The following is a 13,242-nucleotide window of genomic DNA, read 5'->3' on the forward strand; positions in this document are numbered from 1 at the left end:
CGCGGCCATTCCCCAGGAGCCTATTCATGACCACTGCCATCGCGCCCCGATCGCGGAAAGTACGCGTGCTCGCGACGCTCGGTCCCGCGAGCAACAGTCCCGAGATGATCGCCAACCTGTTCCAGGCGGGCGCCGACGCTTTCCGCGTCAACATGAGCCACGGCGACCAGCAATCGAAGATCCCCGTCATCCAGGCGATCCGCGCGCTGGAGAAGGAATTCGGCCGGCCGACGACGATCCTCGCCGATCTGCAGGGCCCGAAGCTGCGCGTCGGCAAGTTCGACGGCGGCAAGGTGGTGCTCGAACACGGCAGCACCTTCGTCCTCGACCGCGATCCGACGCCAGGCGACGCGACCCGGGTCGAACTGCCGCACCGCGAGATCTTCGAGGCGATCGAGCCGGGCGCGCGCCTGTTGCTCGACGACGGCAAATTGGTGCTGCGGGTCAGCGATCACGACGCGGAGCGGATCGTCACCACGGTCGAGGTCGGCGGCCCGTTGTCGAACAACAAGGGTCTCAACGTCCCCGACGTCGTGCTGCCGATGGCAGCGCTGACCGAAAAGGATCGCAGCGACCTCGCCTTCGCGGTCGAACAGGGCGTCGATTGGATCGCACTCAGCTTCGTGCAGCGGCCCGAGGATCTGTGGGAGGCGCGCAAACTGATCGGCGGTCAGGCGGCTTTGCTCGCCAAGATCGAGAAGCCGCAGGCGATCGACCGGCTCGAGGAGATCGTCGAGGCGTGCGACGGCGTCATGGTCGCCCGCGGCGACCTGGGCGTCGAACTGCCGCCGCAGTCCGTGCCGCCGCTGCAGAAGCGCATCGTCGAGACCGCGCGCCGGCTCGGCCGGCCGGTGGTGGTCGCGACGCAGATGCTCGAATCGATGATTCAGAGTCCCTCGCCGACGCGCGCCGAGGTGTCCGACGTCGCCACCGCGATCTACGACGGGGCCGACGCGATCATGCTGTCCGCGGAGAGCGCCGCGGGTGCCTGGCCGATCGAATCGGTCGCGATGATGAACGCGATCGGCATCTCCGTGGAGGGCGATCCCGGCCACGGTGACCGCATCCACTTCACCGTGACGCGCCCCGACCCGACCACCGCCGACGCGCTGGCGGAGGCCGCCAAATCGATCGCCAAGACGACCGGGGCGACGGCGATCATCTGCTTCACCACCTCGGGCTCGACTGCCCGCCGCGTCGCGCGCGAGCGGCCGCCGGTGCCGATCCTGACGCTGACGCCCAACAAGGACACCGCGCGCCGACTCGGTCTGTTGTGGGGCACGCATGCGGTGTTCACCCGCGACGTCGAATCGTTCGAGGACATGGTCGGCAAGTCGAAGCGGATGGCGCTGCGTACCGGCATCGCCAAGGCGGGCGACCGCGTCATCGTCATGGCCGGCGTGCCGTTCCGCACGCCAGGGTCGACCAACGTCATCCACGTCGTCCGCATCATCGGCGATGAGCTGAAGGATTATAGCTGATCCGGCTCCCCTCCCGCTCGCGGAAGGGGCTGGGGGAGGGCAGTCGTGGCGCTGTCCGCTGAGGGAAGCCCCTCCCCTGACCCCTCCCGCAAGCGGGAGGGGAATTTTTTAAAGCAGCCCCAGTTCCACCAGCTCGCGCCGCAACTTGGGTTCGCCGGTGAAGTGCAGCGCGATCAGGCCGACGCTCTTCGCGCCCGCGATATTCGCCGCATTGTCGTCGATGAACACCGTCTCCGCCGCCGTCAGCCCGAAGCGGTCGAGCGCGAGGGCGTAGATCGCCGGATCCGGCTTCACCATCTTCTCCTCGCCCGAGACGACGACGTCGCGGAAGCGGTCGAACATCGTCGCCTCGCGCGCGCGGAACGGCGGCCAGAATTCATGGCTGAAGTTGGTGATCGCATATAGCGGCGTGCCGCGGTCGTGCAGATCGTCGACCAGGCCGTGCATGCCCGGCATCGGATCGCCGATACTCTCCAGGAACCGCGGTCCCCAGGCGGCGATCAGCTCGGCATGCTCAGGATAGAGGGCGACCAGCTCCGCCGACGTGTCGGCGAAGTCGCGTCCGGCGTCGTGCTGGAAATGCCATTCGTGTGTGACGACGTCGCGCACAAACGCATCGAGCGCCCGATCGTCGTCGATCAGGCGCCGATACAGGAACCGTGGGTCCCAGTCGTACAAGACCCGCCCGACGTCGAAGATGACGGCGGTCGGAATGCTCAAGGCGAATTAGCCCTGGCGCGCCTTGAAGCGACGGTTGGTCTTGTTGATGACATAGGTGCGGCCGCGACGACGGATCACGCGGTTGTCGCGATGACGGTCCTTGAGCGACTTCAGGCTGTTGCGGATCTTCATGATCGATTCGCTTCTTTTCGAATTAGAATGTGTTCTGGAAAGCGCGAGCGCCTAGGCACAAGCGCTGCAATAGTCAAGCAACGTGGGCGGCGTTAGAGCGTTTCCCATGCGCAACAGTCATAGGATTCGCGTACCCATGTCCCTTCGTCCGTTCCTGGCGCTCGGCGCCGTCGCCGCCGCGCTCGCCGGTTGCGCCACCACCCAGCCGCTGCCGCCGACGGAGGTGATCCGCTACCATCTCGATCGCCCGATCGCGCGCGGCACGATCGCGGTCCAGCCGCTCGATGCGTCGAGCGCGAGCATCGAGTTCAAGACCTATTCCGCCGCGGTCGAGGGCGAATTGCTGAAGGCCGGCTACAGCCTGCCCGCGCAGGGCGCCCGCCCCGATTACGTCGCCACCGTCAACTTCACCCGCACCACGCAGGAAGGACCGCCCCGCCCCTCGCCGTTCAGCATCGGCATCGGCGGCGGCTCGTTCAGCGGCGGCCGCCGCGGCGGCGTCGGCCTAGGCGGCGGCATCGGCTTTCCGATCGGCAAGAGCCGGCCGACCAATCTGCTGGTCGCCGAACTGGCGGTGACGATCAAGGACGCGCGCGACCAGTCGCCGGTCTGGGAGGGCCGCGCCCAGGGGATCAGCGACATCAAGCGCGCCGACGAACAGGCGCCGCGCCTCGCCCATGCGCTGTTCACGGGGTTCCCCGGCGAGTCCGGTCGCACTATCGAGGTCCGATGACCATCCACATCAACGCCGCCTTCGATGGCGGCAACATCCGCCTCGTCGCCATCGAAGGCGACCGTGTCGACCTGGAGATCGTCCGCGATCGCGAATCGGACTTCTTCCAATGGTTCTACTTCCGCGTCGCCGGCGCGCGCGGGCGGCAGCTGACCTTCCGCATCGTCAACGCCGGCGAATCGGCCTATCCGTTCGGCTGGCCGGGCTACAAGACGCGCGCCAGCACCGACCGGCAGGCGTGGCGGATGATCGACACCCGATACGAAGGCGGTGTGCTGTCGTTCGACTATCGGGTCGACACCGAACTCGCCTGGTTCGCCTATTTTGCGCCCTATACGATGGAGATGCACGACGCCCTGGTGGCGCGCACCGCGCTGGCGCCGGGCGTCGTCCATCGCCAGCTCGGCACCTCGCTCGATGGCCAGGCGATCGACTATTTCCGCATCGGTTCGGGCGACAAGCCGGTGTGGCTCTATGCGCGCCAGCATCCCGGCGAGTCGATGGCCGAATGGTGGATGGACGGCGCGCTCGCTTGGTTGACCAGCGAGGCCGCCACGCCGCTGCTCGCCAAGGCGACCGTCCACGTCGTGCCCAACATGAATCCCGATGGCACGCGCCGCGGGCATTTGCGTACCAACGCCGCAGGCGTGAATCTCAACCGCGAATGGCACGCGCCGAGCGCCGAGCGCAGCCCGGAAGTGCTGTGCGTCCGCAATGCGATGGACGAGACCGGCGTCGCCTTCGCGATCGATGTGCACGGTGACGAGGCGATCCCGGCGAACTTCATCGCCGGCTATGAGGGCATCCCAAACTGGACCGACGATCACGGCGCGAAATTCTATGAATTCGGCCGTCGCCTCGCCGCGCATACGCGGGATTTCCAGGTCGAAAAGGGCTATGAGAAGGCCAGCGCGGGCAATGCCAACCTGTCGATGTCGACGAACCAGCTGGCGCAGCGGTTCGGCGCGGTATCGGTGACCTTGGAGATGCCGTTCAAGGACCATGATCCGAACGCCGACGCCGAATTCGGCTGGTCGCCGGAACGCAGCCAAGCGCTGGCCGTGGCGTGCCTGGAGGTGCTGACCGGGATGATCGACGAACTGTGATCGAGGTTCGACGCGACGATCCGCTGTCACCGGCGGTGGCGGGGCTGATCGACGAGCATCTCGCCTTCGCCAAGGCGAACACCGATTCCGCCTTCCGCTTCGCGCTGGGCGCGCAGAAGCTCGCCCAGCCGGGCACGGCCTTCTTCACCGCCTGGCAGGGCGAGACGCTGGTCGGCATGGGCGCGGTGAAGCGGCTGGACGAGACGCACGCCGAGCTCAAATCGATGCGCACCGCCGACGGCCATCGCGGCAAGGGCGTCGGCGCGGCGATGCTGACGGCGCTGATCGCCCATGCCCGCCACGAAGGGATCGTGCGGCTCAGCCTGGAGACGGGCACCGACGACGATTTCATACCCGCCCATGCGCTCTACCGCCGCTTCGGCTTCGTCGACTGCGCCGCCTTCGCCGATTATCCGGCGGACAGTCCCAAGAACCGCTACATGACATTGACGCTGGAGGTTTGATTGCCGCAACTCGTCCTGATCCGCCACGGCCAGTCGGCCTGGAACCTCGAGAACCGCTTCACCGGCTGGTGGGACGTCGACGTCACCGACAAGGGCGCTGCCGAAGCGCGCGCGGCCGGCGAGTTGATGGCCGCCAAGGGCCTCGACTTCGACATGACCTTCACCTCGCTGCAGACGCGGGCGATCAAGACGCTCAACCTGGCGCTGGAGGCGATGGGGCGGCTGTGGCTGCCGGTGGAGAAGGACTGGCGGCTCAACGAGCGGCATTATGGCGGCCTGACCGGGCTCGACAAGGCGGAGACCGCGGCACGGCACGGCGACGAACAGGTGCATATCTGGCGCCGCAGCTTCGACGTGCCGCCGCCGCCGCTCGAGCCGGGCAGCGCCTACGATCTGTCGCAGGACCGCCGCTATGCCGGCATCGCCATCCCGCAGACCGAGAGCCTGAAGGACACGATCGCCCGCGTCCTGCCCTATTGGGACGCGCGCATCGCGCCGGCGCTGAAGCAGGGCCAGCGCGTGCTGATCTCCGCCCATGGCAATTCGCTGCGCGCGCTGGTCAAGCATCTGTCGGGCATCTCGGACGAGGAGATCACCGGGCTGGAGATCCCGACCGGTCAGCCGATCGTCTACGAGCTGGACGACCAGCTCAACGCGACGGATCGCTACTACCTCAGCGAGCGCTGACCGTACCATCTCTCGTCATCCCGGCGAAAGCCGGGACCCATGGAGGTGATCGGCGAAGGCAGCGCATCACCGCCAGTGGCGCGCTGTCCATAGATCCCGGCGTCCGCCGGGATGACGAGAGGGGGGTGAGCGCCGCGGACCCATCGCCGTCATCCCCGCGCAGGCGGGGATCCAGACGCGCGGGTATTCGTAAAGGCCGCCACGTCAGCGTCTCTGGATTCCCGCCTGCGCGGGAATGACGAACAAGCGCGGAAGCCCTCTTTACCCACCCAAAACATTGCCCTCCCCCCGACCATTGGCTAGGCAACGTCTCCCTCGCGAGGAGCAGTGCGTGACAGACCCGTTGGTCGGCATCATCATGGGATCGACGTCCGACTGGGACACGATGCGCCACGCCGCCGCCGTTCTCGACGAGCTCGCCGTGCCGCACGAGACCAAGGTCGTTTCCGCGCACCGCACCCCCGACCGCCTGTACGACTACGCCAAGTCCGCCGCCGCCCGCGGCCTCAAGGTCGTCATCGCCGGCGCCGGCGGCGCGGCGCATCTGCCCGGCATGGCGGCGGCGATGACGCATCTGCCCGTGCTCGGCGTACCGGTGGAGAGCAAGGCACTGAAGGGGCAGGACAGCCTGTTGTCGATCGTGCAGATGCCCGGTGGCATCCCGGTCGGGACGCTCGCCATCGGCAAGCCGGGCGCGATCAACGCCGGCCTGCTCGCCGCGGCGATCCTCGCCACCGCCGACGATGCGCTGTCGCAGCGGTTGCAGGACTGGCGCCGGCGCCAGACCGACGGTGTCGCGGTGGATCCGGCATGAGGCTCGATCCCGGCGCGACGATCGGTATCCTCGGCGGCGGCCAGCTCGGCCGCATGCTTGCGGTCGCCGCGGCGCAGCTTGGCTATCGCACCCACGTCCTTGCACCGGATCGCGAGAGCGTTGCTGCGCAGACCGCGTCGAGCCTGACCCGCGCCGACTACCACAACCGGATCGTACTCGCCGATTTCGCCGCCGCCTGCGACGTCGTCACCTACGAATTCGAGAATATCGACGTCACGCCGGTCGAATGGCTCGCCGGCCGCGTCCCCGTTCATCCCGCCCCGGCCGCGCTGCGCGTGGCGCAGGATCGCATTGCCGAAAAGCGCTTCGTCGAACAGGTCGGCGGCCGGCCTGCGCCCTGGGCTGCGGTCGACAGCCGTGCCGACCTTGACGCCGCTTTGGCGCGGATCGGCTGTCCGGCGATCCTGAAGACGACGCGCTTCGGCTATGACGGCAAGGGGCAGGCGGTTATTGCCAGTCCCGACGACGCAGCGCAGGTGTGGGACACGATCGGTGGCCCCGCGGTGCTGGAGGGGTTCATCCGCTTCAGTCACGAATTTTCCATTCTGATCGCGCGCGGTCACGACGGTGCCGCGGTCCGCTACGATCCGCCGCACAATGTCCATCAGGACGCGATCCTGCGCCGCTCCACCGTACCCGCACCGGCAGCGGTGCTGGCGCAGGCAGCGGAGGCGACGGCCTTGGCCTGCCGCATCGCCGATGCGCTCGGCTATGTCGGCGTGCTCGCTTGCGAATTCTTCGCCACTGCGGACGGCCCGGTGTTCAACGAGATGGCGCCGCGCGTCCACAATTCCGGTCACTGGACGATCGAGGGTGCCGAGACCTCGCAGTTCGAGAATCATATCCGCGCGATCTGCGGCCTGCCGCTGGGCTCGACGACGCCGACCGGGCAGGTCGAGATGCGCAATCTGATCGGCGACGATCCCTGGGCGCCGGCGCTGACGGAGCCCGGCGCGCACCTCCACCTCTACGGCAAGGGCGAGGCGCGTCCCGGCCGCAAGATGGGTCACGTCACGGTCGTGAGCCGCTGAACCGCGACGCGGTGCGCTTCACCGCGAAGTGCAGCGGCACGATGACGGGAAGATCGGTGACGAGCCCGTTGCGCGTCACCGGCCGGATGCGGAAGTCCGGCACCATCGCCAGCGCGGCCCGGCCGAACCCGATCCCTTGCGGCTGTTCGCTCAACACCCAGCAACGGCGTGGCGGCCCCGGTTTGGGAACGGCGCAGCCCAGATAGACCGTGCCGTCGATCCGTTGCCGCAGCGAGCGGTCGGGCCAGTGACGCACCATCTCGTCGTTGGTGGGCATGCGGATCCATTCCGCGCGCCCGTAGCCTATGCCATCGCCGCCCGATCCGACGCCGTCACCGCGGCCCTGACCGGTGCCGCGGCCGTCGCCACCCTGACCGGCCAGTTGGTCGGGGACTCCGTCGGCGGCAAAGGGCGACGGAACCGTTGCAGACAGGGTCGACGGTGGGGCCGAAGGCTCCGGCGTCGTGTCAGCGGCAAGCGGCGGCGGGCGGGGCGAACCTCCGGACGGCGCCGACGCGTGACGCGCGATCGGTCGGATCGCTGCCTTCGCCGGTGGCGGCTCAGGCGGGGGCGGCGGCGGCGGTGGCGGCGTGACGTCGAACACCGCCAGGGCAGGGGCCTCCTCCCGTACGGGCGGTGGCGCCGCCCTTTGCATCAGCAGCATTGCCAGCAGCATCCCGTGCAGTGCGATGGCGAGCGCCAGCGCGCGGCGATCGGGTGCTGCCGGCTCGGTCATCTGCGGAGGTCCAACTGCGGACCGGCCGCCGTTACTTCACCACCGGAAGCGCGATGAAGCTTTCGTCCGGTCCCGCCACCGTCACCTTCTGCGTCGCCTTGACGTAATCGGCGGGCTGGGCGCGGAAGATGTTGGGCACGAAGGTCTGCGGATTGCGATCGTAAAGCGGGAACCAGCTCGACTGGACCTGCACCATGATCCGGTGCCCCGGCTGGAAGACATGATTCACCATCGGCAGCGCGAATTGATAGCCGAGCGGGACATTGGGGGTCAGCGCCTTGGCCTGGGACAGGCTCTCGCGATAGCGGCCGCGGAAGATGTCCATCGACACCGCCAGCTGATAGCCGCCCATGGTCGTGTCGGCCTTCAGCCCTTCCGGATAGACGTCGATCAGCTTGACTACCCAGTCGCTGTCGGTGCCGCTGGTCGAGGCGTTCAGATGCACCTCCGGCACGCCGGCGACGGTGACCGCCTGGGTCAGCGGCTCGGTTTCGAAGGTGATCACGTCGGGTCGGCCCGACACCGCGCGCTGATCGTCGACCAGCCACTGCCGCCAGGTCGAGCCGGGGGCATAGGTCGGCTTGTTGGGCCGGACGCGGAAGCTGACCGGCGCCGCCGGGTCGGAGACATAGTCGACCGTCTGCGCGGTGCCGTCGGCCGGCGTGAAGCCCAATACGCCGCCCGGCTTCAGGTACAGCCGCGTGGCCGATGCCGCGGCGACCGTCGGCCAGGATTGCAGCCGCTGCCATTCGTTGGTGCCGGTGCGGAAGATGGTCACCGGCGCGACGTCCATCGCCGGCTGATCGCTCTTCAGATAATGCGCGAGGAACGGCGCCAGCACGTTGCGGCGCCACCATTTGGCGGTGTCGCTGTCCCATTTGATCGCGCCCAGCGCGTCGCCGTTGCCCGCCTCCTGGCCATGGAACCACGGGCCGGCCGACAGGAAGACCATGTCGCCGCGCGTATCCTTGGGCTTGAGCGCACGATAGACCGCGGGCGCGCCGTAGATGTCCTCCTGGTCCCATAGGCCGTCGACCAGCATCACCGGTACCTTGAGCGGCTGGCCGGCGAGCACCTTGTCCATCGCCTGGCTCTGCCAATAGCTGTCATAGGTGGGGTGTTCGAGGATCTTCTGGAAGAAGCCCATCTTGTCGACGCCGGTCGCGGCGGCGATCGCGCCCGCCGATCCGCCCTTGAGGTAATATTCGTAATCGTCCGAATAGCCGGTGCGGAACGGCGTGTCCGCCGCTGCGGTCGCCTGCTGGCTGAGGATATAGGGCATCATCGTCTGGCGGAAGGCGCCGTTGTGGAACCAGTCGTCGCCGCGCCAGCCGTCGACCATCGGGTTCATCGGCACCGCCACCTTCAGCGCCGGATGCGGGTTGATCAGCGGCATCAGCGACAGGAAGCCGTCGTAGCTGATGCCGGTGATGCCGACCCGCCCGTTCGATTCCTTCACATTCTTCACCAGCCAGTCGATCGTGTCGTATGTGTCGGTCGAATCGTCGACCTTGCTGGGGTTGAACGGCGTGCCGACCGGGGCCGGATTCATGACATAGCCGCCCTGCGACTTGTGCATGCCGCGAACGTCCTGGAAGACGCGGATATAGCCGCCGGCGGTGATCGGATCGGCGCCGGTGGTGCCGTCGTCGGTCGGCGCGGCATAGCCGCTGGGGTTGGCGCCGAGCGCGCTTTCCGCGTCATAGGGCGTGCGCGTCATCAGGATGCCGAGGTCGCGGCCGCCCTTGGGAATGGCGATCACGGTGTGCAGCTTGATCCCGTCGCGCATCGGGATGTCGACGACGCGGCGGGTATAGCCGTACGCGTCGGGCACCACCGGCGGCGTGGCGGGCCGTTCGGTCCAGGTCACCGGCTTGACCCGCTGCTGCGCCGGGGCGGCGCCGGCAGTGGCCAACAGGGCGAAAGCGCTGGCGAGCAGCAGCGGGCGGTTCATCGACATCCTCCTCAAGACGACGAGCCCGTCACCATGACGGGCGGTGCAACGAAAAAGGCCCGCCCCGCTGCCACCACCGGTGGAGCGGGACGGGCCCGGTATTTCATCGTGGGGCGATCCTCACGCGGTGCGGGTCCCCGACAGCGGGAAGCTGCCGAAGGCGCCGGCGCCGACCGATCCGGTCAGCGTGTCGCCGTCCGCAGTCGCCTCGATGTCGAGCGTCATCGGCATCGGCGAGGTCATCTGCTGCTTCCAGGTGATCGTATTGCCGGCGGCATCGCCGCTGATGTCGCTCGATCCCATCGCGCCCGACGCGGTGCCGGTGAAGCTGCCCCCGTCGGTGGCGATGGTCAGCGTCATGTTCTGGTCGCCCAGCGGCGACTTGACCGTGCAGTCCCAGGTGCCGTCGATTTCGGCCATCATCACTCTCCGAGAAACAAAGGGTTACTTCGCGACCGGCGCCGCGCCGGCAGGAGTGCCGGCGACCGCGCTCGCCGGTACGACCTCGACCGGCAGCCCCAGGGTGTCAAGCTGCGGCTTCACCTTGGCGGCATCGCCGACGACGATCCAGATCGTCCGCTTGGGATCGAGCGCGCCCTGAATGGCGGCGTTGAGCTGCGGCAGCGTGAAGCCGCGCAGCCGGGTCGCCAGCGTCATCTGGTAATCGTCGGGGCGCTTGTAGGTGTCGTTGCCCTGGATCGCCGCGAGCACCGCATCCGACGTCTCGTAGCTGCCGGGCAGCGCATTGATCCCGCCCTTGATCGCGCGATCGAACTCCTCCTGCGTCATCGGCTGCTTGCCGAGGAAGCCGATCACGTCCTCCCGCGCCGAAGCGAGCGACGGGCCGGTCTGGTTGGCCTGCACCGGCGCGCTGATCACATAGGGCGCGGCCTCGACCGCAGTCTGGAAGCGGCCATTGGCGCCATAGGACCAATGGCGCGTCTCGCGCAGGTCCATGTTGAGCCGGCTGAGGAAGCTGCCGCCCAGCGCGTCGTTGGCGGTGGTCAGCGGCAGCGTATCCTGCGTCCCCTTCAGCGCGGTCGGGATCGCGCCGACGATCACCGACTGCGGGCTGTCCGGCCGGTCGACCAGCACGATCTTCGGCGCGGACGGCTGCGGCGGCGCGGAGAAATCCTTGACGCCCGCCGCCCCGGTCGGCTGCCAGTCGCCGAAGCGCGCGTCGAGCGCGGCCTTGACCTCGGCGAGCGGCCGATCGCTGACCACGAACACCTTCGCCTTGTCGGGCCGCAGCCACGCCTGCTGGAAGGCGATCAGGTCGGCGCGGGTCAGGCTGGCGACCGCGCGCGGATCCCCCGCCCCCTGCGCCTTGGCGTAGGGATAGGTCGGGCCGTAGACGAGCGGCGGCACCACGCGGCCGACCAGGCCGTTCGGGCTGGTCAGTTCCTGCGCGATGCCGGCGAGCGTCTGCTGCTTGACGCGGGCCAGTTCGGCGTCGGGAAAGGTCGGCGCGCGGGCGATCTTGCTGAACAGGTCGAGCGCGGGCACGAGATTGGCGCTCGGCACTTCCAGTTGCAGGAGCGTGCGATCGGTGCTGCTGCCGGCACCGATCGTCGCGCCCAGCCGCTCCTTGGCCTCGGCGAGCTGGATCGAATTGAGGCCCTCGATGCCCTCGTCCATCATCGCCAGCGTCACGCCCTGCGTACCGAGCTTGCCCGGCACGTCGGCGGCGGTGCCGGCGTCGAACGACAGCGCCATCTGGGTCACCGGCACCGCATTGCGCTGCGCATAGACCAGTTCGATGCCGTTCTTCAGGCGCGCGCGCTGCACCGTCGGGAAGCTGAGCGCGGCGACTTGGCCGACCGCGGGCAGCGGCCCACGGGTGCCCTTCACCGGCGTGTCGGGCGCGGCGACGACCGGCGTCTGTGCCGGCACCCGCGCCTCCTCATAGGCGGAACGCGGCCCCTGCTCGACGGTCAGCGCATAGACCGGACGGGTCAGCCACTTGTCCGCCGCCGCCTTGACGCTGGCGGGGGTCTGCGCGGCCAGCGCCGCCAGCCGCTTCTTGTAATAGCCGGGATCGTCGTAGAACAGCGCGCCCTGCGCCAGCGCGACCGCCTTGCCGCCGAATCCGCCGACCGATTCCAGTCCCTCGATCGTCCCGGCCGCCCGGGTGGTGACGACGCGGTTGACCTCGTCCGCGGTCGGACCGTTCTTCAGGAAATCGGCGAGAATCGCATCGATCCGCTGCCCGACCAGCGCCGGGTCGACGCCCGGCCGCACGATCGCGCGGATCGAGAAGGTGCCGACCTGCGCGCCAGGGCTCGCCCCCGCCGACACGTTGACCGCCAATTTCTCCTGCTTGACCAGAATGTTGTCGAGGCGGCTCGAGGCCAGCCCACCGAGCACCGAACCGGCGACCTCGAGCGCGGCCGAATCGGGATCGTTGCCACCCGGAATGGTCCAGAAGCGGCTGACCATCACGGCGGCGACCCGATCCTTGATCGTCTCCGCCTTGGGCGCGGCGAGCGTGGGAACGGGTGCATTCGGCCGGACGCTCTTCGGCCCCGGCTTGATCGCCCCGAAATACTTCTCGACCAGCGGTTTCGCCGTGGCGACATCAATGTCGCCGGCGAGCACCAGCACCGCATTGTTGGGGCCGTAATGGTCGCGGAACCAGTTCTTGACCGTATCGACGCTCGCCGCGTCCAGATCGGCCATCGAACCGATCGTGGTATGGCCGTACGGATGTGTCGCGGGATACAGGCCCTCGGTGACCTTGTACTGCACCAGTCCATAGGGCTGGTTGTCGTTCTGGCGCTTCTCGTTCTGGACGACGCCACGCTGCTCGTCGAGCTTCGCCTGCGTGATCGCGCCGAGCAGATAGCCCATGCGATCCGACTCGAGGTACAGGGCGCGGTCGAGGCCCGCGGTCGGCACCGTCTCGAAATAATTGGTGCGGTCGAGATTGGTGGTGCCGTTGAAGTCGGTCGCGCCAACCTGCTTCAGCGGCTCGAAGAAGTCGCCCGGCGCGTTTTCCGATCCGTTGAACATCAGATGCTCGAACAGATGCGCGAAGCCGGTCGAACCCTTCGGCTCGTGTTTCGCGCCGACATCGTACCAGACGCTGACCGCAACGACCGGCGCCTTGCGATCGGTATGGACGATGACGCGCAATCCGTTGGCGAGGGTGAACTGCTGATAGGGGATGTTAACCTGACGGACCAGTTCCGCGGCAGGGACCGGCTTGGCGGTCTGCGCGGAAAGCGGTGTGGCAAGCGCAGTCAATGCCGCGCCCGCGAGCCAAAGCGTCTTCATTCGGAGTCTCCCCATCCGGTGTTTGAGGGGAGCATAACGGTCGATAACGACCGTGCAATAGTGTTGGGGCTTGTCGACCCTACACTG

General features: G+C 68.0%; 13 protein-coding genes. 7 read left to right on the top strand and 6 right to left on the bottom strand.

Translation table 11 applies throughout. From position 1 onward, the window contains the following. Nucleotides 1–26: 26 nt before the first annotated feature. Nucleotides 27–1,481 (top strand): pyruvate kinase, encoded by a 1,455-nt coding sequence (gene pyk / locus D9601_RS09415; RefSeq protein WP_198353747.1) that lies wholly within the window; start codon nt 27–29, stop codon nt 1,479–1,481. Between the two features lie 108 nt (nt 1,482–1,589). Here pyk and D9601_RS09420 read toward each other — a convergent pair whose 3' ends face one another. Further along, complete coding sequence (locus D9601_RS09420) at nt 1,590–2,195, bottom strand: HAD family hydrolase (RefSeq protein WP_443024748.1); 606 nt, start codon at nt 2,193–2,195, stop codon at nt 1,590–1,592. A gap of 12 nt (nt 2,196–2,207) precedes the next feature. Next, nucleotides 2,208–2,333: a type B 50S ribosomal protein L36 gene (ykgO, locus tag D9601_RS09425; RefSeq protein ID WP_003046794.1), complete on the bottom strand. Its 126-nt coding sequence runs from the start codon at nt 2,331–2,333 to the stop codon at nt 2,208–2,210. 136 nt (nt 2,334–2,469) lie between these two features. On the opposite strand from ykgO, the gene D9601_RS09430 reads away from it, so the two are divergent. The 6 genes from D9601_RS09430 to D9601_RS09455 all read left to right on the top strand — a co-directional run bounded on the left by D9601_RS09430 (nt 2,470) and on the right by D9601_RS09455 (nt 7,189). Continuing rightward, nucleotides 2,470–3,066, top strand: a complete 597-nt coding sequence (locus D9601_RS09430) for a DUF4136 domain-containing protein (protein WP_198353749.1) — start codon at nt 2,470–2,472, stop codon at nt 3,064–3,066. Further along, a complete protein-coding gene (locus tag D9601_RS09435; RefSeq protein ID WP_198353750.1) occupies nt 3,063–4,172 on the top strand; it encodes a M14 family metallopeptidase in 1,110 nt (369 codons plus the stop codon). Before D9601_RS09430 ends, D9601_RS09435 begins: the two co-directional genes overlap by 4 nt. Next, nucleotides 4,169–4,636, top strand: a complete 468-nt coding sequence (locus D9601_RS09440) for a GNAT family N-acetyltransferase (protein ID WP_332837961.1) — start codon at nt 4,169–4,171, stop codon at nt 4,634–4,636. Before D9601_RS09435 ends, D9601_RS09440 begins: the two co-directional genes overlap by 4 nt. Then, nucleotides 4,637–5,323, top strand: a complete 687-nt coding sequence (gene gpmA, locus D9601_RS09445; protein ID WP_198353751.1) for a 2,3-diphosphoglycerate-dependent phosphoglycerate mutase — start codon at nt 4,637–4,639, stop codon at nt 5,321–5,323. A gap of 358 nt (nt 5,324–5,681) precedes the next feature. Further along, complete coding sequence (gene purE / locus D9601_RS09450) at nt 5,682–6,137, top strand: 5-(carboxyamino)imidazole ribonucleotide mutase (RefSeq protein ID WP_232474120.1); 456 nt, start codon at nt 5,682–5,684, stop codon at nt 6,135–6,137. Then, the gene (locus tag D9601_RS09455; protein ID WP_198353753.1) at nt 6,134–7,189 is read left to right on the top strand and encodes a 5-(carboxyamino)imidazole ribonucleotide synthase; all 1,056 of its coding nucleotides are present in this window, start codon (nt 6,134–6,136) and stop codon (nt 7,187–7,189) included. Before purE ends, D9601_RS09455 begins: the two co-directional genes overlap by 4 nt. Here D9601_RS09455 and D9601_RS09460 read toward each other — a convergent pair. The 4 genes from D9601_RS09460 to D9601_RS09475 all read right to left on the bottom strand — a co-directional run bounded on the left by D9601_RS09460 (nt 7,170) and on the right by D9601_RS09475 (nt 13,155). Then, the gene (locus D9601_RS09460; protein ID WP_198353754.1) at nt 7,170–7,925 is read right to left on the bottom strand and encodes an energy transducer TonB; all 756 of its coding nucleotides are present in this window, start codon (nt 7,923–7,925) and stop codon (nt 7,170–7,172) included. The genes D9601_RS09455 and D9601_RS09460 overlap by 20 nt on opposite strands. A gap of 31 nt (nt 7,926–7,956) precedes the next feature. Continuing rightward, nucleotides 7,957–9,879: a CocE/NonD family hydrolase gene (locus D9601_RS09465; protein WP_198353755.1), complete on the bottom strand. Its 1,923-nt coding sequence runs from the start codon at nt 9,877–9,879 to the stop codon at nt 7,957–7,959. Nucleotides 9,880–9,999: 120 nt separating this feature from the next. Then, the gene (locus D9601_RS09470) at nt 10,000–10,299 is read right to left on the bottom strand and encodes a hypothetical protein (protein ID WP_198354438.1); all 300 of its coding nucleotides are present in this window, start codon (nt 10,297–10,299) and stop codon (nt 10,000–10,002) included. 24 nt (nt 10,300–10,323) lie between these two features. Then, complete coding sequence (locus tag D9601_RS09475; RefSeq protein ID WP_198353756.1) at nt 10,324–13,155, bottom strand: M16 family metallopeptidase; 2,832 nt, start codon at nt 13,153–13,155, stop codon at nt 10,324–10,326. Nucleotides 13,156–13,242: the final 87 nt, after the last annotated feature.

This window comes from Sphingomonas sp. MA1305, from assembly GCF_016107325.1.
GTDB lineage: Bacteria > Pseudomonadota > Alphaproteobacteria > Sphingomonadales > Sphingomonadaceae > Sphingomonas.

Bases quoted from the DNA above. Each gene is read 5' to 3' on its own strand.
- ykgO (WP_003046794.1), bottom strand. From the start codon at position 2,333: ATGAAGATCCGCAACAGCCTGAAGTCGCTCAAGGACCGTCATCGCGAC.
- pyk (WP_198353747.1), top strand. From the start codon at position 27: ATGACCACTGCCATCGCGCCCCGATCGCGGAAAGTACGCGTGCTCGCG.
- D9601_RS09455 (WP_198353753.1), top strand. From the start codon at position 6,134: ATGAGGCTCGATCCCGGCGCGACGATCGGTATCCTCGGCGGCGGCCAG.
- D9601_RS09435 (WP_198353750.1), top strand. From the start codon at position 3,063: ATGACCATCCACATCAACGCCGCCTTCGATGGCGGCAACATCCGCCTC.
- purE (WP_232474120.1), top strand. From the start codon at position 5,682: ATGGGATCGACGTCCGACTGGGACACGATGCGCCACGCCGCCGCCGTT.
- D9601_RS09465 (WP_198353755.1), bottom strand. From the start codon at position 9,879: ATGAACCGCCCGCTGCTGCTCGCCAGCGCTTTCGCCCTGTTGGCCACT.
- D9601_RS09475 (WP_198353756.1), bottom strand. From the start codon at position 13,155: ATGAAGACGCTTTGGCTCGCGGGCGCGGCATTGACTGCGCTTGCCACA.
- D9601_RS09430 (WP_198353749.1), top strand. From the start codon at position 2,470: ATGTCCCTTCGTCCGTTCCTGGCGCTCGGCGCCGTCGCCGCCGCGCTC.
- D9601_RS09460 (WP_198353754.1), bottom strand. From the start codon at position 7,925: ATGACCGAGCCGGCAGCACCCGATCGCCGCGCGCTGGCGCTCGCCATC.
- D9601_RS09470 (WP_198354438.1), bottom strand. From the start codon at position 10,299: ATGGCCGAAATCGACGGCACCTGGGACTGCACGGTCAAGTCGCCGCTG.